Annotated in this window: 22 protein-coding genes; 9 read left to right on the top strand and 13 right to left on the bottom strand. The window is 50.2% G+C overall.

The window, feature by feature from the left end; all coding sequences use genetic code 11:
* Positions 1-27 precede the first annotated feature (27 nt).
* Positions 28-948, bottom strand: a complete 921-nt coding sequence (locus H6G00_RS29885) for an NAD(+) kinase (protein ID WP_190799492.1) — start codon at positions 946-948, stop codon at positions 28-30.
* Between the two features lie 22 nt (positions 949-970).
* Positions 971-1126, bottom strand: a complete 156-nt coding sequence (locus H6G00_RS29880) for a hypothetical protein (protein ID WP_190643084.1) — start codon at positions 1124-1126, stop codon at positions 971-973.
* Positions 1127-1285: 159 nt separating this feature from the next.
* Here H6G00_RS29880 and H6G00_RS29875 point away from each other — a divergent pair, with 159 nt between their 5' ends.
* The 4 genes from H6G00_RS29875 (at position 1286) to H6G00_RS29860 (ending at position 3899) form a co-directional block, all read left to right on the top strand.
* Positions 1286-1834 carry a 3-isopropylmalate dehydratase gene (locus tag H6G00_RS29875; protein ID WP_190643083.1) on the top strand — a complete coding sequence of 183 codons (549 nt, stop codon included), beginning with the start codon at positions 1286-1288 and terminating at the stop codon, positions 1832-1834.
* A gap of 220 nt (positions 1835-2054) precedes the next feature.
* A complete protein-coding gene (locus tag H6G00_RS29870) occupies positions 2055-2846 on the top strand; it encodes a DUF2993 domain-containing protein (protein ID WP_190681116.1) in 792 nt (263 codons plus the stop codon).
* 17 nt (positions 2847-2863) lie between these two features.
* Positions 2864-3514: a MotA/TolQ/ExbB proton channel family protein gene (locus H6G00_RS29865; RefSeq protein WP_190643081.1), complete on the top strand. Its 651-nt coding sequence runs from the start codon at positions 2864-2866 to the stop codon at positions 3512-3514.
* The gene (locus H6G00_RS29860; protein ID WP_190643080.1) at positions 3498-3899 is read left to right on the top strand and encodes a biopolymer transporter ExbD; all 402 of its coding nucleotides are present in this window, start codon (positions 3498-3500) and stop codon (positions 3897-3899) included. Before H6G00_RS29865 ends, H6G00_RS29860 begins: the two co-directional genes overlap by 17 nt.
* 34 nt (positions 3900-3933) lie before the next feature.
* Here the strand turns inward: H6G00_RS29860 and tsaE are convergent, their stop codons facing one another.
* Both tsaE and H6G00_RS29850 read right to left on the bottom strand, forming a co-directional pair.
* Complete coding sequence (gene tsaE / locus H6G00_RS29855; RefSeq protein WP_190799491.1) at positions 3934-4416, bottom strand: tRNA (adenosine(37)-N6)-threonylcarbamoyltransferase complex ATPase subunit type 1 TsaE; 483 nt, start codon at positions 4414-4416, stop codon at positions 3934-3936.
* A gap of 150 nt (positions 4417-4566) precedes the next feature.
* Complete coding sequence (locus H6G00_RS29850; protein ID WP_190643078.1) at positions 4567-4791, bottom strand: Calvin cycle protein CP12; 225 nt, start codon at positions 4789-4791, stop codon at positions 4567-4569.
* A gap of 467 nt (positions 4792-5258) precedes the next feature.
* Here H6G00_RS29850 and H6G00_RS29845 point away from each other — a divergent pair, with 467 nt between their 5' ends.
* A complete protein-coding gene (locus H6G00_RS29845; protein ID WP_190799490.1) occupies positions 5259-6503 on the top strand; it encodes an FIST N-terminal domain-containing protein in 1245 nt (414 codons plus the stop codon).
* On the opposite strand, the gene H6G00_RS29840 is transcribed toward H6G00_RS29845, so the two are convergent.
* Positions 6500-7618, bottom strand: a complete 1119-nt coding sequence (locus H6G00_RS29840; RefSeq protein ID WP_190799489.1) for a metallophosphoesterase — start codon at positions 7616-7618, stop codon at positions 6500-6502. The two genes, H6G00_RS29845 and H6G00_RS29840, sit on opposite strands and share 4 nt — an antisense overlap.
* Positions 7619-7904: 286 nt before the next feature.
* On the opposite strand from H6G00_RS29840, the gene trmB reads away from it, so the two are divergent.
* Positions 7905-8537: a tRNA (guanosine(46)-N7)-methyltransferase TrmB gene (gene trmB / locus H6G00_RS29835; protein ID WP_190799488.1), complete on the top strand. Its 633-nt coding sequence runs from the start codon at positions 7905-7907 to the stop codon at positions 8535-8537.
* Positions 8538-8548: 11 nt separating this feature from the next.
* Here the strand turns inward: trmB and H6G00_RS29830 are convergent, their stop codons facing one another.
* Positions 8549-10063: a phospholipid carrier-dependent glycosyltransferase gene (locus H6G00_RS29830; protein ID WP_190799487.1), complete on the bottom strand. Its 1515-nt coding sequence runs from the start codon at positions 10061-10063 to the stop codon at positions 8549-8551.
* Between the two features lie 210 nt (positions 10064-10273).
* Positions 10274-11566 (bottom strand): phosphopyruvate hydratase, encoded by a 1293-nt coding sequence (eno, locus tag H6G00_RS29825; protein ID WP_190799486.1) that lies wholly within the window; start codon positions 11564-11566, stop codon positions 10274-10276.
* Positions 11567-11766: 200 nt separating this feature from the next.
* Between eno and gloA the strand changes: the two genes are divergently transcribed.
* Positions 11767-12204: a lactoylglutathione lyase gene (gene gloA / locus H6G00_RS29820; RefSeq protein WP_242042572.1), complete on the top strand. Its 438-nt coding sequence runs from the start codon at positions 11767-11769 to the stop codon at positions 12202-12204.
* Positions 12205-12406: 202 nt separating this feature from the next.
* Here gloA and hpsU read toward each other — a convergent pair whose 3' ends face one another.
* The 4 genes from hpsU to H6G00_RS29800 form a co-directional block, all read right to left on the bottom strand.
* Positions 12407-12970 carry a hormogonium polysaccharide biosynthesis acetyltransferase HpsU gene (gene hpsU / locus H6G00_RS29815; RefSeq protein ID WP_347278243.1) on the bottom strand — a complete coding sequence of 188 codons (564 nt, stop codon included), beginning with the start codon at positions 12968-12970 and terminating at the stop codon, positions 12407-12409.
* A gap of 151 nt (positions 12971-13121) precedes the next feature.
* Positions 13122-14051 carry a glycosyltransferase family 2 protein gene (locus H6G00_RS29810; RefSeq protein ID WP_190643071.1) on the bottom strand — a complete coding sequence of 310 codons (930 nt, stop codon included), beginning with the start codon at positions 14049-14051 and terminating at the stop codon, positions 13122-13124.
* A 155-nt stretch (positions 14052-14206) separates the two neighbouring features.
* Positions 14207-15160 carry a glycosyltransferase family 2 protein gene (locus H6G00_RS29805; RefSeq protein WP_190799484.1) on the bottom strand — a complete coding sequence of 318 codons (954 nt, stop codon included), beginning with the start codon at positions 15158-15160 and terminating at the stop codon, positions 14207-14209.
* Positions 15161-15469: 309 nt separating this feature from the next.
* Positions 15470-16222 (bottom strand): hypothetical protein, encoded by a 753-nt coding sequence (locus H6G00_RS29800; RefSeq protein ID WP_190799483.1) that lies wholly within the window; start codon positions 16220-16222, stop codon positions 15470-15472.
* Positions 16223-16447: 225 nt separating this feature from the next.
* Between H6G00_RS29800 and cobU the strand changes: the two genes are divergently transcribed.
* Together cobU and H6G00_RS29790 are read left to right on the top strand one after the other, a co-directional pair.
* Positions 16448-17038 carry a bifunctional adenosylcobinamide kinase/adenosylcobinamide-phosphate guanylyltransferase gene (cobU, locus tag H6G00_RS29795; RefSeq protein ID WP_190799482.1) on the top strand — a complete coding sequence of 197 codons (591 nt, stop codon included), beginning with the start codon at positions 16448-16450 and terminating at the stop codon, positions 17036-17038.
* 103 nt (positions 17039-17141) lie between these two features.
* Entirely contained in the window at positions 17142-17585 is a 444-nt protein-coding gene (locus tag H6G00_RS29790) for a hypothetical protein (RefSeq protein ID WP_190799481.1), read from the top strand.
* 8 nt (positions 17586-17593) lie between these two features.
* Here the strand turns inward: H6G00_RS29790 and ftsE are convergent, their stop codons facing one another.
* Positions 17594-18370, bottom strand: a complete 777-nt coding sequence (ftsE, locus tag H6G00_RS29785; protein WP_190643066.1) for a cell division ATP-binding protein FtsE — start codon at positions 18368-18370, stop codon at positions 17594-17596.
* 191 nt (positions 18371-18561) lie between these two features.
* Positions 18562-19263 (bottom strand): endonuclease III, encoded by a 702-nt coding sequence (gene nth / locus H6G00_RS29780; RefSeq protein ID WP_190643065.1) that lies wholly within the window; start codon positions 19261-19263, stop codon positions 18562-18564.
* Positions 19264-19327 lie beyond the last annotated feature (64 nt).

Here is a 19327-nt window from a genome sequence, read left to right as displayed (position 1 = left end):
GAATGACTTCACCGCTTTGGGTAGTGCTTAAGGTAACTCAACAGAAGTGGGCTTAGCGATGTGTGGCAGCCCCCAGCCTAACTTTTCGCGCAGGACGTGGAAAAACTCGGTCGGCTGAAGGCGAATGAAACGGGCGGAATGGGGCGATCGCTGCACTTGCACCCGATCTTCAGGCGAAACGTAGCAGCCTGCATTCCCATCCACTACCATTACCAGGCGATCGGGATTGGCTGGGTAAATAGTCACAGGCTCGTTGTCCGCAAACACCAGCGCACGCGAGGCTAAAGAGTGCGGACAAATTGGCACAAGCTGTAGGGCTGGAACACCCGGTGCGACAACCGGCCCACCCGCCGACAGTGAATAAGCAGTGGAGCCTGTTGGCGTAGAAATCATCACCCCATCTGCGGCAATGTCAATTGGGGCGTGTTTGCCAATCTCAATCTCAAAATGGCACATGCTGGTCAGGGGTTCCCGGTGGATCACCATTTCGTTCAGACAAAGCGCTTCCCAGGTCAGTCCATCCCGGCCCTGGAACACCTGCACAGCAAGCATGGCTCGCTCTTCGACTTCGTAGTTTCCCTCGACCAAAGCTTCGATCGCCTGAGGCAATTGGCTGATGTAAACCTCAGTCAAAAAGCCCATGTGCCCCGTATTTACGGTTAGTAGGGGAATACGACTGGGAGCAACCTGACGAAAGGCCGACAAAACCGTGCCATCGCCTCCTAAAACGATCGCGAAAGCCATTTCCTGGTCAAACCCAGGCGGAACAAGCTGATCAATCGGGGTGTGGCAGATGGGACGATCAGGGCTAGAGTAGCCCAAGATGCCGCCAGCACCCGTTGTCAGGTAAACATCCCAGCCGCACGTTACCAGCTTGGCTCTTAACTCCTCGGCAACGCGACAGGCAACGGGCTTGATATCGTTGTAAATAATGCCAGCTTTGGGCACACTCAGCGTCCAGATTCAGGGTTCAAAATTGCAAAAGCTGCAACTGATGCAGAAGAGGGCGATCGCCAGGATTGCCCTTTTCATAGCTTAGTGTGTTGAGCAATTCTTGAACAGCAGCGAATGCAGATTGACCTGTGTTGAGCAGGATTTCTGCCGATTTTTTTGTTAGAGCCGACAACTTTTGCCTTATGAACACCCTATTTGCCTTTCCCAACTCCTTCACGTTCTCGATGGGACAAGCCGCAGCAATGCAGTGATCAACAGTAATGCAGTGATAAAGTGGAAGACTAACGTTCCTTCGATCTACCTACTCAAGTCAGAGAGGAAAACTGTCAGCATGGGCAAAACGATTCGAGGTTTGATTTTTGTTGTAGATGACAACATCGATACCGACCAAATCATTCCAGCGGAATATCTGACCCTGGTCCCCTCAAAGCCCGATGAGTATGAAAAGCTGGGCAGCTATGCGCTGATTGGCTTGCCCGATCGCTACGGCAAATTTATTGCCGAGGGCGAGATGAAAACTATATACCCGATCATCATCGCTGGGGAAAACTTTGGCTGTGGCTCTTCTCGTGAACATGCACCGATCGCCTTAGGAGCAGCAGGGGTAGAGGCAGTCGTGGCTCAGTCCTACGCCCGCATCTTTTTCCGCAACTGTACGGCGACGGGTGAACTGTATCCCTGGGAAGTGGGCGATCGCCTCTGCGACCAATTTGAAACAGGGCAAGAAGTCACAATCGACTTTGAGCAGAATCGGCTGATCAACCACACGCTCAACCAGGAATATAGTCTTCAACCGTTAGGAGATGTCGGTCCTGTCATTGATGCAGGTGGAATTTTTGCCTATGCCCGTCAGACTGGAATGATTGCAACTAAAGCCTAGAAATAGCAAAGTTCAAATGCCTTCTGAAGCGGCAAAACGCTTGTCTCATCAAGGATTGAGAGATTACGCCTTGCATGAATAACCTTGTAGCTTTTCGAACATATAGGATTTTCATAAGCAAGGAATAAGTGCAACTAATCGTCATAAAAGTTATACAACGGTTGTCGAGTTCTTTATATTCTGTTACAAAGGATGAGAACTCTCGTGAACGCGCATTCGCATGTTTGGTGGTTTTACTGGTTTGACTAATCGTCCTGGCACAGACATGGGTGAGCGCATGCTCAATACTGTCGCCAGTCAGTCTATCCGCCACTTGTTCACCCAAAGTGAGTCGGTTGAAGTCGATATTCGCTGCTATCCCTCTAGCAAGCTGCTGCAAGGCAGTATTGACAGCTTTAAGATGAGCGGTCGAGGATTGACAATCCGCAGACAGTTTCAGGTCGAGGAAATGTCCTTTGAGACTGATGCTGTTTCAATTGACGTTGGCTCGATCATGGGGGGGAAGATCCGTCTGAAGCAGCCGACGCAAGCCGTTGCACAGGTCACTCTTTCGGAAGAAGCAATAAATCGGGCATTTGAGGCTGATCTGGTAGAAAAGCGTCTCAAAAACGTTGAATCAGAAACTTTAACTAACCTTTCGGGCGGGGAAGCCATTTCTTTTAGAGCAGTAAAGGTGCAACTGTTGCCTGACAACCGGGTACAAATTGCAGCGAAGACCGACCTGCCAAACAGGAGCGACGTGCCCATCAGCATGACCGCGACGCTGACAGTTGAAAAACGCCGCCGAATTTCTTTTGCCAACCCTCAATTTGAGCCAGAAGCAGTACCTGAGGACGTGCGCGGGCTGTCTGAGGTTCTGACTATGGCATTCGCCGAGATTTTGGATAGTATGGTCGATCTAGATCGATTTGACTTGGATGGCGTAATGCTCCGAGTTAATCGTCTAGAAACTCATGGAAAAAAGTTGGTCTTTAGCGGTTACGCTCAGATTGACCACTTTCCAGGAACTTGATCAGACCGAAAAAAGGCATGTCAATTAGCAACTTATTTGTCCTAGGTGGGGTCGTCATGTGGCCCCTACTAGGACTATCAATTTTAGCAACAGCGCTAATTCTAGAGCGTGTTGTCTTCTGGTTCCAGGTGGCTCGCCGCCAAGATCGGGTAATTCGCGAAATTTTAGCGCTTTATCGTCGTAGTGCTCGTACAGCCTTCCAGAAGTTAGAACAAAATGCCGATTTACCCATGGCCCGAATCTTTATAGCGGCTATGGAGCTAGAGCAAGCGACTCCAGAGGAGTTTAGGCTGGCATTGGAAAGTGCTGCACAGGCAGAACTGCCGCTGCTAAAGCGCTTTAACACAATCTTTGAAACGGTAATTAGTGTGTCCCCCCTGCTGGGGTTGCTGGGCACCATTTTAGGTTTAATCAACTCATTCGCGTCTTTGCGCGTGGGAGACCTGAGCAGCGCCCAAACAACCGGAGTCACAGCAGGGATCAGCGAAGCGCTAATTTCAACCGCTTCAGGCTTGGTTGTGGCGATATTTACGCTGCTGTTTGCCAATATGTTTCGCGGACTATATCTAAGGCAAATGGCTTTAATTCAGGAGTATGGTGGTCAGTTAGAGCTACTTTACCGTCGCCGTTACGAGCGAGGAGGTTTGCCTTATGCGCCTACCCAGTGAGCCAGACATACCGCCGCAGATTAACATCGTGCCGATGATCGATGTGATCTTTGCGATCTTGACTTTTTTTATTATGTCTACGCTATTTCTGACCCGCTCTGAAGGACTACCTGTGAATGTACCTGGAGCCGCTACTAGTGAAGCTCAGCCGCAGAATCAGATTGTAGTAACCATTAACCAGGAGGGGGAGCTTTTTCTCGATCGCCAACCTGTTGTGCTGGATGACCTAGCAACGCAAACACAGACGTTAGTAGCATCGGGACAACCCCCTCTCGTGGTGATCAACGCCGATGCAGCGGTCGATCATGGGCAGGTCGTAGCGGTAATGGATCGGCTACGGGCGATTGAGGGAGTGAGGCTGGCGATCGCGACTCAGCGTCCCTGATAGCAGGGGGAATAGGTTAAAAAACTCGTCGCTCTTATATCGGTTCATACATTGCCAGCAGTTCCGAAAGCTTGATAGGAGGTTGTCCAATTCCTTCAAGGTATACCTGCCGGTCAGAGGTTTCTGCACCGGTTAGACGAATTTGCAAATAATCTGACGGTCGCTGTTCTAGACGTTCTGCCCATTCGATCGCGACGATGCCCAATGGGTTTTCTATCCCATCCCAATAGGATTCCAGATAAAGCGCCGCAACTTCTGAGGGTTGCAACCGATAGAGGTCGAGGTGGTAGAGCGGAATTCGCCCTTCTAAATATTCATTCACCAAGGTAAAGGTGGGACTGGCGATCGCCTCTACAATTCCCAGTCCCTCACCGATCCCCTGAACTAGAGTTGTTTTGCCGCTGCCCAAATTTCCTTCTAGCAGAAGCACAGTGCCTGCTGGTAGCGATCGCCCCAGCACATTTCCCAACTTACGGGTCGCATTGGCATCAGGTAGAGAAAGTGCGATCGATGTCATCACATCCCAATAGTCACAATTCGAGCCACAACTCACTAGCAGTTATAAAAAGCAAGGGGATGCAGTAGCCTGCACCCCCATCTAAGTAATCTAAGAAACAGTACGGCTAAAGACTTGATTTCAAGACAGATCTTGAAACTAGGCTCAACCTCAGGTGTCGTATACACGACATTCGTCTGCATCAGGGTTAGCGTCGCAGTACTGCTCCAGGGAGTTTTTCTGAGAACCCTTTTGGCGCTGGTGAGACGCCTCAGCCTGTAGCTCTTCGACTGCATCCCAGGCAGCAGCACATTCTTGAGAATTACCACCACTTATTTCACAAGCAGCACGAGCTTGTTCACGCTCTTTTTCGATCTGGCTTTGAATATCGCTCATAGACTTTCCGGTTTCAATCAGTTTTATCGTTGAACTTTGAGTTTTCCTAACACAGATTAGCTTAACAAACTGTTTTGTTAAACTTTCCAGAGAAACATGACTTAGAACATAACTTCTACCTTCAGTAATGCACGAGGTCAGCAGAACGAAACCAAATTAAGCCCTATTTTTTAAGGTTTGGCTCGTTGCTCCCTTGCATAAGCTATCTTTAGTCAGAATTTCCTGTGTCGCATCTCTTAAGACTGGCATAGCCATCTAATGCAGATGCTTATAGGAAAACATACTCACTCGTCTACCTTCAGTTTAGCAAGATAGTTGAGATTGCCATAGCGCATCCTAGAACAAGGGATATGTGTACTTCTTTCGGAAGGGGCTTCCAAGGCTCTCAATCCCACAAATGATTTAGGATTGCTGTGTAGCATTGATGTATGTTGGGTAACAGTAGCGCTACCAAAAGGGTAGAACTCATGACTGACCAGATGAAATGGGCTAGTGCTTTGTCAACCCGCCCGTCCTTGGAGGCAGCAGTCGGAGAAGTAGTCGAGCAGGCGCAGCGATCGCTGCAAGCTCCGGCAGATTTGGGGTTAGTATTCATCTCCTCAGCGTTTGCCAGTGAATATTCCCGGCTGTTGCCCTTACTGCAAGAACGGCTCTCTTTATCGGTTCTAATTGGCTGTAGCGGCGGCGGCGTGATTGGCATGAATCAGTCAGGTGAAGCTCAAGAAGTTGAACAAGACGCTGGCTTGAGTCTCAGTCTGGCTCATTTACCTGGCGTAAAGGTACAGCCATTTTATATTCCCTCAGATGAATTGCCTGATCTGGACAGCCCTCCGTCTGCCTGGGTCGATCTGACTGGCATTTCGCCTGAGGATGAACCTCAGTTTGTCTTGCTATCTGACCCTTTCTCTTCGGGGATCAACGATTTGCTGCAAGGGTTGGACTATGCCTATCCGGGTTCTGCGAAGGTAGGTGGCTTAGCCAGCGTTAGCTCAATTACCAACAGCAGCACGCTGTTTTTCAATGACCAAGTACTTTACGAGGGAACGGTCGGTGTAGCCTTGAGTGGCGACATTGTGATGGAAACGATTGTGGCTCAGGGCTGCCGTCCAATTGGGCAGACTTACCGTGTCGCTGAGGGTGAGCGAAATATTGTCCTGAGTATTGAGGAACAGGTTGATGCGGATGCTTTAGCTTGCGGCATGGCAAAGACTCCGCTAGAGGTGCTTCAGTCGCTATTTCAAGATTTAAGTGATGAAGATAGGGCGTTGGCGCAACATTCCTTGTTTGTGGGAATTGCTCGCAACGAATTTAAGCAGCGTCTGGAACAGGGAGATTTTTTGATTCGCAATTTGCTGGGCGTTGACCCGAAGGTGGGGGCGATCGCGATTGGCGATCGCGTCCGTCCAGGGCAGCGCATTCAGTTTCACCTGCGTGATGCCCAAGCCTCTGCCGAAGACCTGGAGATGATGCTAGAACGCTATCAGCAAAATACTCAGGCAAACTCTGAAGCAGCAGGTGCGCTGCTCTTCTCGTGCGTTGGACGAGGACAAGGACTCTATGGACAGCCCAACTTTGACTCTCACTTGTTTGGTCGCTATATCCGTAATATTCCGGTCAGTGGCTTCTTTTGCGGTGGCGAAATTGGTCCGGTTGGGGACGCGACTTTCCTACACGGGTATACTTCTGTCTTTGGTATTTGCCGTCAGCCCTAGTCCTTCCCTCCCAACACCAATGTCGTGCAGTTATCGATCAAAGCTGGACTGCCTAAGGGATCTCTGGCGCTAAACCGCTCAAAATATTGACGAGCCACACTTGGGAACTGAGGAAGGTTAAATAGCGCATCCCCGTCGGCAATGTCAGCCCAGAAGTAGCGCAAACCTGGAACTAAGGCTTCTGCTTCGGCAAGGGAAAGGCTGAGCGGTGGCTGAGTGAGGAGTTTGAGCATGAAAGAACGAGAGCGATCGCCCATCCACTCCCGTGATGAGCTCTGCAAATCTTCCCATCCAGATACAGCAGCAACGCGATCGGACTCAATCTGAAGTTGCTGTTTACCCTGTTCATCTTGTCGGAAATGCAGCACTCGGTAAGGGTGAGGATAACTAACTAAAGAGCCAGTGGTGATGTCATAGATTCCTTCATGGCAAGCAATATCCTGCACATGGAGGTGCCCTGTGAAAATTAACTGCACGCCAGCAGACCGGAGTAATTTCAGTAGCCTGGGCGCATTCTTCAACATGTAGCGGCGACCCAGCGCATCGCTAGACTGTCCTGGTAAATGTTCTACGACGTTGTGGTGAATCATCACGATGACTAATTCACCTTTGGTTCCTATCAAAGTTTGCTGAAGCCAGTCAAACTGTTCATCGTCCAGGTAGCCCGTACCAATTTGCTTTCCTTCAGAGTCAAAAAAGTTGGAGTTTAGCCCAATCAACCGAACTCCTGGCAGAATTTCATGGCTGTAGTAAACCCGCGTCGGGTCATCGTAGCCAAATTTTGGGTAATACAAAGGAAAGTCAGCTAGCCCAATTGATTGCTCCGTGGCGAACCGTTCTGGCACATCATGATTTCCTGGAATCACATAGACTGGGTAGGGCAGTTTCGCCAACCGCTCAGCTAGCCAGCTATGATTTTCTGGTTCTCCATGTTGAGTCAGATCTCCCGGCAATAGCAAAAAGTCTAGCTTTAGCTGCTCCAACCGCTCCAGCACTACCTCCAGGGCAGGAATGCTCACCTCAACCAGATGAAAGCGAGTGGGATGATCCCAAATCGTGTGGGGAAGGGCGATGTGAAGGTCGCTGGCGATCGCAAACCGAAAATCTAAACTCATAAGCTGCCTCAATCTGATTGAAGGATGAGGGATGAAGGATGAAGACAGCCCCATCCCGCAAAACTGCTAGGAAAAAAGTTTTAAGCTGGTTTCTCAACTAAACGCTCCTGCCCTGCTGAATATAGCGTTTACAGGGTCAGGTATGAATCAGGCATAAACATGCTTGCTTGGGATAAGGATCTTTGCCTCAGGGCTATGATCTATAACGATCAGAATTTGTCTGATGCTCAAATAAAGCTAAACCTATTGGAATCAGTCAGACTTTTACAGCATAGGAGTATTTGCCTTGCCCCTCGTTCGTGTGCGACAACATGTTAACCCGCTAAGCGATAAGTATCAGCAACCCGTTACCCCGCCTAACTGGGAGAAAATTTATGCTGACCTGACGCAGCCTTTGCATCTAGATATTGGCTGTGGCAAGGGTTATTTTGTGCAAGACATGGCGCAGCAGCAGCCCGACTGGAATTTTTTGGGGCTAGAAATTCGGCAACCGCTGGTCGAATATGCCAATTCGCGGCGAGAGGAACTAGGTCTTACGAACCTGCACTATTTGTTCTGCAACGTGAATACTTCCTTGCATCTGCTACTCAGTTCGCTGCCGCCGAACACGTTGAAGGGGGTAACGATTCAGTTTCCCGATCCCTGGTTTAAGAAGCGGCACCAGAAGCGTCGCATGGTGCAGCCAGAGGTAGTAGAAGAATTGGCAAAAAATTTGGTCAGCGGTGGCTTAGTGCTGCTCCAGTCAGACATTGAGGCAGTTGCAATCGAAATGCGCGATCGCTTCTTAGAACATCCTGCCTTTACTCCACAGAATGACGAGTGGCTTCCTACCAACCCGCTCCCCGTCATGACTGAGCGTGAGCAGTCTACCCTATCGCGAGGAGAGCCAGTCTACCGCGTCCTGTTTCAACGCCAATAGTCTTCAATCCCTTAAATCCAAGAATCAAGCCAGCGACGTAATTCCAATCCTTCCATCGAAAGCGGTAACCCCAGATAAAGTGGTAACCAGAACACAAACGCCAGCGCAATTAAGAAAATTGCTGTAATGCCTGCGGCTCTAAAAACTGCTTGGGGATGCCAGAGCCAGCGATCGCTGAGATAGGCGATCGCCAGCAGCCCAAACACCGACGCTCCCATGTAGTGGTAGATAAACACACAGCGAGTCACCTTCGCCCAAGGGAGCCAATTCGCACTATAGTTGAGCAGCAAATAAAGGGCAATGAGGTAAGGCGCAGGGGAGGGGTGAGAGCGAAGGAAGGATGGGAGGGGTGGAGGAGTAGAAGGATTGCTGGGGTGAAGCTTTAAATTAAGAGCAGTGAGCCATTTCCAGGCTTGATAAACTAGTACGCCGATCAGAAAAACTAGTGCGGCTGTCGAAAGCCACCAGAGAATCGGATTTCCAAGGGCGTGGACATCGTAAATCACGGTTCCCGTCCCGTCCGGGAGGGGCGGACCTACAACCAGAACGGGTTCACTGGCAGTTTGAGCAGCTTTGTAAAAATAGGCGACCGGACGTAGCATGAGCGGCCAGGTATACCAGGGCGAACAGTACGGATGGGCATCCATGCCGCCAACCCGCCCGTGATATTCCAGAATGGTAGACTGCCACTGCCAGAAGTTGGTGCTGGGATCAAGCCGGATAAAGGGAATCCAACTGACGTAATAAATCAGGAAGGGAATCAGCGTTAGGTTCGGCAAAATGTGCCAAAGTTTTAGCTGTGTTAAATGTTCTAAAGCAGTCTGGTAGGTAGCTTTAGGCGAAAAGGCTTTTGGAAACAACTGGTTGATCCACTGAAGCACCCAGGCTGCACTCCAGGTCAGGTAAGCACCAAGCAAAAAGCCCAACCCATTCCACTTAACGGCAACCGAGGCTCCAAAAAATGCGCCTGCGATCGCCAACCTCAGCCAGCGTCGGTAAGACTGGACCTTCAGCGCCATGAGCAAAAATAGCTGCCCCAGTAGCCCAAAAATTACCAGGTAAACGTTGATCAGGGCGTAGCGGGACTCGACTAGAAACAAACCGTCTAGCGCTGCAAACAGACCCGCGACCAGAGCAAAACTGCGGCGATCGCTTAGTTGATAGGCGATCGCTGCCACCACCAGCGGGATTAGCGACCCTATCAGCGCATTGAACCAACGGTAGCTCACAGGCGATAGCACTAGCCCCGTTAGCCCATTTCTCAGATTGCCATCCCCGATTGGCGTGTGACTCGCAATCCAGATGCCCAGCGCAATCAAGTAGGTACTCAGGGGTGGATGTCCTTCAAATAGCGGAATTCCCCTCAAGTAACCGCTGGCAAACTTAGCAAAATAAACCTCATCAAACACTAGCGTGTTGAACCGACCCAAGCCCCAAAAGCGCAGCAAGACTGAAAGTAAAAACACCCCAGCCAAACTAAACCAAAACCAGGGGAAACGGTCGATGGGTTTACGGTGCAGAATCATACGCCATTCGAACCTGCAACAGGCACACAAATTGCTATAGCTTAAACGCCCAAGCCAGAAAAATGTAGCCGCAAAAGGATTTTGGGTTTCTCCCGTTACTTTCTCTCGTTACAGGGCTCTGCCTTGTAATGCCAGATCAGAGGCTCTGCCCCCTGTACCGTCCACGAGGCTAAAGAAGAGTACCCTGCAACGAGAAAAGCTTTAAACCGTCTACCCTATGGGACCTAAACCGACTGCACCTGCATACAGCGCTTGTTCTCCCAATTCATCCTCAATTCGCAACAAGCGGTTGTATTTGGCAACTCGTTCGCTACGACAGAGGGAACCCGTTTTGATCTGTCCGGCACGAGTCGCAACTGCAAGATCGGCGATCGTGGTGTCTTCCGTTTCGCCAGAACGGTGGCTGATCACAGAAGTGAATGCATTGCGTGTTGCCAAATCAATGGTTTCCAGCGTTTCTGTTAAAGAGCCAATCTGATTCAGCTTGATCAGAATGGAGTTAGCTGAAATTTGCTCAATCCCCTTCTTCAAGCGTTCGGGATTCGTGACAAACAAGTCATCCCCGACCAGTTGAACGGTATTTCCCAATCTCTCAGTCAGCAGTTGCCAATGTTCCCAGTCGTCTTCGTGTAGCCCGTCTTCAATGGAGACAATAGGATATTGGCTAACCAAGTTTTCCAGGTAATCAATCATTTCGGTCGGAGAATGGACAGAACCGTCGTAAGTATACTGTCCATCCTTGTAAAGCTCAGTTGCAGCAACATCCAGCGCCAAAGCAACCTCTTCTCCTGGCTTGTAACCTGCCTGTTCGATCGCCGCAATCAGCAAATCAAGGGCAGCCTGGTTAGACTCCAGGTTAGGCGCAAATCCACCTTCGTCTCCTACGCCCGTCAATAGTTTTTTGCCCTTCAAGACTTTGCTCAAGCAGGCAAACACTTCTGCCCCCCAGCGCAGTGCCTCCCGAAACGATGAGGCTCCCACTGGCACAATCATGAATTCCTGGATATCCACGTTGTTGTCAGCGTGGGCACCGCCATTGATCACGTTCATTAAAGGGACGGGCAACAGGTTAGATAGTGGTCCGCCCAGATATCGATATAGCGGAAGTTCTAGCGCATTCGCGGCTGCTTTTGCTGTCGCCAGAGAAACTGCGAGGATTGCGTTTGCGCCTAAGTTGGACTTATTAGCAGAGCCATCCAGAGCAATCATGGTGCGATCAATTAGGGACTGATTAAGGGCATCTAATCCCAATAGCTCAGAGGAGATCTTTTCTTCGACGTTTTCTACTGCTTTGAGTACGCCTTTGCCGTCGTAGCGATCGCCATCTCCATCTCGCAGTTCATGTGCCTCAAAGCTGCCCGTAGAAGCACCACTCGGCACTTGAGCCAGGCCCATTGCGCCACTCGCTAAATAGACTTCAGCCTCAACCGTTGGACGACCTCTCGAATCCAGAATTTCCCTTGCCCGAATTTCTTCAATCGTCGTATCCGAGATGTCAATCATCCCTTTCTCCCCTACTTGGAATTACTCACAGGCTTAATCCTATAGCAGTTCCTTGTTCCCTGAAGCGCAGTTCGGGGATTTTTCTGATGGGTTGCTGGTCATTGGTTGTGAACTGCTGACGAAGGGCAAATGGCGAATGACGGATTACAAAAGTCTGCTTCAAAATAAAGGGGACAATGAGAAACAAATGGGAGAACACAATGCGATTACTCCACACGATGTTGCGGGTTGGCAATCTGGAAGAGTCCCTCAAGTTCTACTGCGATGTTCTGGGAATGAAGCTACTGCGGCAGAAGGACTATCCGGGCGGCAAATTTACGCTGGCATTTGTAGGCTACGGTGAGGAATCAGATCACACGGTTTTGGAACTGACCTATAACTGGGACACTGACCGCTACGATTTAGGGGATGCTTACGGGCATATTGCGATCGGCGTGGATGATATCTATGCCACCTGTGACCATATTAAGCAGTTGGGCGGTAAGGTGGTACGCGAACCCGGACCGATGAAGCACGGCTCTACTGTAATCGCCTTTGTGGAAGACCCGAATGGCTACAAGGTTGAGCTAATTCAACTGGGAACGCAAGGAACACCTGCCCCTCAGCAGGAATCAACGCCTCAAGTGGCTTCTCGTTGACGTTAGCAGGGGCGCGATCGCTCCTAAAAATAGCCGCAAACAAAGACTGAGATTCAACTTTGGCAATTCATTTGCCAGAAACAAAATCAATTAAGTCAAAGCCTCCAGCAAGTTCAAATTGCTGGAGGCTTTAATTCTCGCTGTGGCTAACCATGCCTCAGACGCAGACATGACGATTTTGCGGGTTCGTTGAACTGACCGTCTAATTCATCTGTCGAGGATAACGAGGACGGCAGGGTGTCCCCAAGCAAACCTGCTGAGTCGGAATGTTGCTAAAGACGCTGCTGCGGGCACCAATCACAGCATTTGCACCAATTTTCACACCAGGAGCAACAAAGCAGTCAGACGCAACCCAGGCTCCGTTTCCGATCGCAATCGGTGCAGTTTTTAGCTTAAAGGACGGGTCGCTGATGTCATGACTACCTGTGCAAAGGTAAGTTTTTTGGGAAATTACACAGTGTTGACCAATCTCAATCTGGTCTAGGCTATACAGCACCACATCGTCTCCGATCCAGCTATAGTCGCCGATGCTGACCTTCCAGGGGTAGGTAAAGCGGGCGGTAGGGCGAATCAAAACGCCTTTGCCAATTTGAGCGCCAAATCGTCGCAGTAGCCAAACCCGGATACCGCTAAAAGGGTGAGGGCTAAGCGGGAAGGCGATCGCCTGCACCAGCCACCACAGCAAAATAAACCAGCCTGATCGCCCCCGGTCAAACCACGATTGGTCATACAAGCGCAGGTCTGCTAGAGGCGCAGCATCGAGAATTGGATTTTCGGCGTTGGAGGTTGATGCGGACGTTGCAGGAAGGCGATCGCCCGCATCAGTGTTGAGTTGTGGAGCAGTCATAGCCTGGGAAGAATCCTGGGAAGAGTTTAAGAATCGCCAGGGTTGAAGGAAATCAGGAATGGGTAAGAATTCAGGCATCAGGTTGAGGAACAGGTTCAGGGGCACTGGTTGGTGCAGGGGTGGTGTTTAACCGTCCCCCAAACTGCCGTAGTTCAAACAGTTTGACCCCGATTTGATACTCATACTGGCTCAGCAGACGGCCGTAGATATATCCTGCTTTGCCATCTAAGAAGCCCAAGCGGATGAAATAGAACAACACAAAGCGCAGCAAAGGCTTGAATGGCAGGCGTACCCACACTTTCTTGAGGAATCGCTTGCGCTGCACCGAGTCCCCAAACAGGTTTGCGCCAATTGTGCCGCTTTCACCCATGCCAGTCAGTAGGTTGTAGTAAACTCTAGCTTCCCAGTTGGAGTAGCGGTTGTGGCGCTCTAGCCAGTGGAACAGGTCACGGAAGTCGATGTGCAGCATATCTTCCTTGAGATAGCCGACCTTGCCTTCTAACACGACATGTTCGTGGACTTCGTTGTCGCCCGTATTGCGAATTTCCTCAGTGCCCAGGTTTTCGTAGCGACCTTTTTGATGGCGGAACAGGCGCAGGTTCCAGTCAGGATATTTGCCGCCATGCCGAATCCATTTGCCCAGGAAGAAGACGCGACGGTTGAGGTAGTAGCCGTTAAAGTCTGGATTTTCGATGGCTTCCGCAATCTCGTCCCACAGTTCAGGCGTAATCCGTTCATCGCAATCGACGATCAGTACCCACTCGTTGCGGAAGGGCAAATTTTCTAGTGACCAGTTTTTCTTTTTAGGCCAGCGACCGTTGAAGTGAAACTGAACGACGTTAGCCCCCAAGTTTTCGGAAATCTCGACGGAGCGATCGCTACTTTGGGAATCGACTACAAACACCTCATCCGCACGGGCAACGCTAGCAAGGCAAGCGGGCAAATTTTCTTGCTCATTCTTAGCGGGAATGAGAACCGACACGGGAAGTTTAGAGGTCATAGTCATCTCGAGTCAAAGCGGGTTAACAACTGAAACAGAGGGAAAAAGGAAAGTTAAACGGGCCAAACGAATAACCAGACGGAATTTTTATCTGAAAGTTACAAAAGCTTGAATGACAATCGAGCTAGGAACTTGTACAGGCTGTCATCAGCGGGTCAGGAGGATTGCTGCGATCGCTTAGACCATTCAGGGGCAGACACCATTCCTTGAATCGCAGATTTGAGATAGCCAATTTGCCCATAAGCATAAACGAAGTTGTCAAACCGCTGCGCCGGATCGCCAATGTATTTTACAGAGCGAACAAGTCCGCGCAGGAAACGTTCACCACCGCGATTTAGCTGCCCCAATCCAGCTCGTCCGGCTAGCTGTTCTCGGTAGCATTCGCTGATCCCCTGCCACCAACCCCGATTTAGGAACCAGGAGCGCTGTAGCCTCTCTGGAGCGACATTGTGAGCCACCAGTGCATCGGGTAGGTAAGCAACCTGCCAGCCTGTTGACAGGGCCAGTTCCGTCACGTGCAGTTCTTCGTTAGATAGCAGGTTCTTGCCGACTCGCCCCAAATTCACATCAAATCCGCCAATCTGGTCTAAGAACGAGCGGCGAATGGAATAGTTTAAGCCCCGGGGAGTCAGTCCGGGTTTGTCGATGTAAACAACCTCATCTCCCAAGTCATAGGCTCCTAAATTACCTGCCAAACCGGGAGAAAGCCAGCGGGGAGGTTCCACTCCGGGTGGCCACAGCAGCGTCACTTTGCCGCCTGAAATGGCTAGTTTTTCGTTGGCTTCGTAAGCGTTGTACAGCACTTGCAGCCAACCTTTGCTGGCAACAGCATCGTCATCTAGATAGGTGAGAATGGCGCCGCGAGCAGCTTTGGCTCCCGTGTTGCGGGCAACCGACAAGCCCGTAACAGATTCGTAAATGTAGTGCAGGCGAGGGTGAGGCAGACGGGCTTCGACGACTTCACGGGTGCGATCGCTCGATGCATTATCGACCACGATCACCTCAAAGTCGCCTGCAAACTCTTGCTCCAGCAAACTATCGATCGCGGCACCGAGGTAAGCATCGCGGTTGTGGGTGCAGATAATAGCAGAAATCTGCGGCTCAGACATAGGTTTGAGTTCTGATAAATCAGCGGCTCAGGCTGCTGTGGACTAGCTCAACCAAGCTACTCTTTATTTAGCCCATAAACCTATAGAGCCTCATCAATTTTCTATGAAGAAGCCGAGAATGAAAATAAATTTCTCGGTATTCTTACGTCCGTAACCTAGTAGCTTTGCTGGAGTTATACCAATTCCAAAAATTAGGGCTACAGAAATTAGGGCACCCCGCGGAGCGGGGTGCCCTAATTTCTGAGATTGGGATTTAAGTATGTTTTGGAGCGCAACTCTTTGATTTCATATTCCAAAACTTGTCTAACTTCACTCTTTGAGAGCAGGGTCGTGTAGGTGTCCGTGCAGCGCAATTAGCGTTTTGGCAAGTTGACTCAGACGTGCTTCTAGGTATTGTTTGCGTGCCAGTAATTGCCGCAGTTTTTGGTAACGGGCGATCGCCAAGCTAACCTGGGCAATTTGATCGGGTGGGCAAGGACGTGACCAAGACTGCCCATCTTCCCCCAGCCCACACAGCCGATAGCCTGTGCGTGGAGATTCACAGGTGACAGTCTGTTCGGTTCCAGGCTGCACGTTACAAATTTCCTGCACATAATCCATCAAGCGGTCAACTTCGGCATGACGAATAACGGCTGAAGTGTCTGTAGCTAAGGGATTCGATTGAGGCTCATGGGGATGGGATTCTAGCCATCCATCTACAATCGGACCTTCCAGGTAAAGTGCCTGAATTTGCAGCAAAATTTGCTGGAGCTCTGTTTGCCAGCCTTCTACGGTGCCCTCTAGTTCTTTGAGCAATCCCATTGCCAGCGCAGGATTGGCGACATGACGGTGGCTGCTAAAGCTCGGCAACTTGAACTTTGGCAGATTAGGGATTTCAGCACTGCTTTTCTGAGCGGGGAAGGGGCGCACCTGCTTAGCCGTCATCCCTGAACGGCTGGATGGCGTTGCAGCGGAAAGCTTGAAGGAGAATGCGCGATCGCCAGCCTGGTCAGTGGTAGCAACACGCTGGGTTTGAAGTTGTTCCAGGGTTGACTCGATCCGTTGCAGACCTGGTTTTCTCATCGGCTACTTCCCTCTAGGAGATTAAAAAACTATAAGCAATCAGACTACAAGCGATCAAATGTAGAGATACAAAATTAGTGCAACCTGAAATTTTTACTGGCTTTCTAACCGAGGTATTTCTAAGTAGTACTCGTGAAACTACCACCAGTGATAATACCCCGATAGATACCCTGTTTCAACAGGTTAAAATACTTTCGTAAAGTGCAATCTTATCAGTTGCAAACTGTGTCATCTAACCTAAGGCAGTTGATTTTGGTGACTGGACCTGCTCGTTCAGGCAAAAGTGAATGGGCTGAGCATTTAGCGGAGAAATCGGACAAATCAGTTGTGTATGTTGCTACAGCCCAAGAGCTTGCAGATGATGCAGAGTGGCGAGCCCGAATCGAGCGACATCAGCAACGCCGTCCTGCCTCCTGGCAGACCCGACTCGTTCCCATAGAGTTAAGCAAAGCAATTTGCGCTGCTGCCCCAACAGAATGTTTGCTAATTGATTCTTTAGGTACCTGGTTAGCAAATTTGTTAGAGCAAGATGAAATTCTCTGGGAGCAAACTTTAAAGGAACTGTTGACGAGTTTAATCAACACAACAAGTGACGTAATTCTTGTCTCTGAAGAAACAGGCTGGGGAGTTGTACCTGCCTATCCAATCGGGCGAACTTTTCGCGATCGCCTGGGCAAATTGACCCGCGAAATTGGGGCGATCGCCACCTCAACCTACCTGGTAACAGCAGGACACGTGCTAAACCTGAGCCAGTTAGGTTCGCCCTTGCCTAGATTCCACCCTGTTGGAGATGAAACTGACTCCGCAAAACCTTAACAATAGATGCAGATTCTAAATTGATAGTGCTCCTTGCTGCCCTGTAGCATTGATTGTAGAGGGGTGGGTTAATTGCGTTAGGTAACGGGTTCGACTAAAAGCTATGGCATCCCAAGATCAAGTCAGACAATATCTCGCCTATTGGTTTCAGTTGGGCAAAAAGGTGTTAATTAAGAATGGGCAAACAGCACTTTTGCCTCAGCCAGTGATTCGGGGCGATCGCTACAGCGCCGAATTTGAGGAGTGCTGGCAGCAAATTGTGTCGCCCGACTCAAAGGACTGCTATTTGGAAGGAACGCATCAAACCATTGCTGAACTGCTCAGCCCATCTTGGGAGATCGACCCCTGTGCCCGTTGTGCCATGCCTGTCCCGGTGCCGAACATGGGAATGCCTGCGCTAACTTGCCCTTGCGTCGATCTGCCAACTTGGCCGGATACTGCAATGCCTCAGCCGCGAGCGCCCATCAGCACTCAGAGCCAACTCATTCAAATACGCGATCGCCTGATGCAGGCTGGTAAGCGAGCCAATACCAAAGCCGAGGAATAACCGAAGAATTAATGGCGGGGATGATACAGCCTACCGTTGCGAATTTGCACAACCGGATGGTTAGATAGCCGCACAAGATGCTCGTCGTGAGTCGTCACAACCACCGTAATCCCGATTCCATTCAGCTTTCTGAGAATCTTGATTACCTGCCAGGAATTGTCAGGATCAAGGTTTCCAGTTGGCTCATCAGCTAGCAAAATTGGCGGAGTGCTGACAATTGCTCTAGCAATGCTGACGCGCTGCTGTTCGCCGCCCGAAAGCTCGTCTGGGAAACAGTTTGCCTTATCCTGCAAGCCAACCATCTTCAGCGTGGGCAGCAGGCGACGATGAATTTCCTTGCGGGTAAAGCCCTGCGCCCAAAGGACAAAGGCAACATTCTCAGAAACAGTGCGACGTGGGATCAGCTTGTAGTCTTGAAAAACAACTCCGATGCGTCTTCTGAGCATCGACAGATCGTTTCCTTTGAGCTGCGACAGGTTACAGTCATTGACCATAACCTCGCCCTGGTTCACCTTTTCCTCGCCATACAAAAGCTTGAGCAGCGTTGATTTACCAGAACCAGACGGACCCGTAATGAATAAAAAATCTCCCTGCCGGATTTGCAAACTCACGTCTACCAGCGCTCGGCTGCCATTTCGATAGACCTTGTTGACTCGTTGTAGGCTAACGATGACTTTAGCAGTGTTATTTGAGTGAGACGGAGATGCAGCCGTGACGGGATCACTAGGAGAGTCAGAGGAGCCAAAGCCCGAATTCAAAGGTGGTTCGGTAGTGACGTGAGCCATAGAGCAGGTCTATAGAAATGAGTAGATTATTGGGATAGAGCGGGAAGCTGAACCAAAATGCTCTGATGGTTGACTGGAAGCCAGGACTGCTCCACGAGGGCTAATTGTAATAGCTGTTGCGACTAGAGTCACTACTTTGCCAGACATTCGTCAGAAATACAAGTCAGTAGCGCTCCAAGCACCTGTCTGACTCAACTGGGCGAGAAGGTGGCAATGCTAGTGGGGGGAGGAGTAATTTTGGAGAGATCGGCGGAGGGGCAAAGGTCAGCCAGTGAGCAGCGATCGCAAGCCGGGTTTCGTGCCATGCACACCGCTCGCCCGTGATAAATTAACCGAATTGACCAATTTTCCCAATCGGGCTGGGGCAGCAGCTTCATTAGATCCCGCTCAATTTTGACGGGATCAGTTTCGGTCGTTAAGCCTAGCCGTCCACTCAGCCGCTTGACGTGAGTATCTACTGTAACGCCAGCGTTGATGCCATAGGCATGAGCCAGCACAACGTTAGCCGTTTTGCGGGCCACTCCCGGCAGTTTCAGCAACTCTGCCATCATCTTTGGCACCTGTCCCTCAAAGTCCGAAACAATCATGCGGCAAGCTGCCTGAATATTTTTTGCTTTGTTGCGGTAAAAGCCGGTTGAGCGAATCAGGGTTTCGATATCATCGAGTTCGGCTGAGGCTAGAGCAACTGCATCGGGAAAGCGGCGAAATAGCTCTGGCGTAACCTTATTCACCCGCTCGTCGGTGCATTGCGCTGAAAGAATCGTAGCAACTAGGAGCTGTACAGGAGTTGCGTAGTCAAGCGAACAGGTTGCGTCAGGATAGAGACGTTTCAGACGCACCAAAATTTCTAAAGTCAGCTTTCGTTTAGCTGCAATTTTGCGAGGTGTACTCACAGAAGCAAGTGAGAAGGGGTAGAGGGAATTGAATTGTAAGAGGTTTGTTTTTTCCTGCCTGGAC

It is taken from the genome of Leptolyngbya sp. FACHB-541 (assembly GCF_014695875.1).
Classification (GTDB): Bacteria; Cyanobacteriota; Cyanobacteriia; order Elainellales; family Elainellaceae; genus JAAUTN01.
The sequence above is the reverse complement of the archived record's forward strand: the minus strand, read 5'-3'. Positions and strand labels throughout refer to the sequence as shown.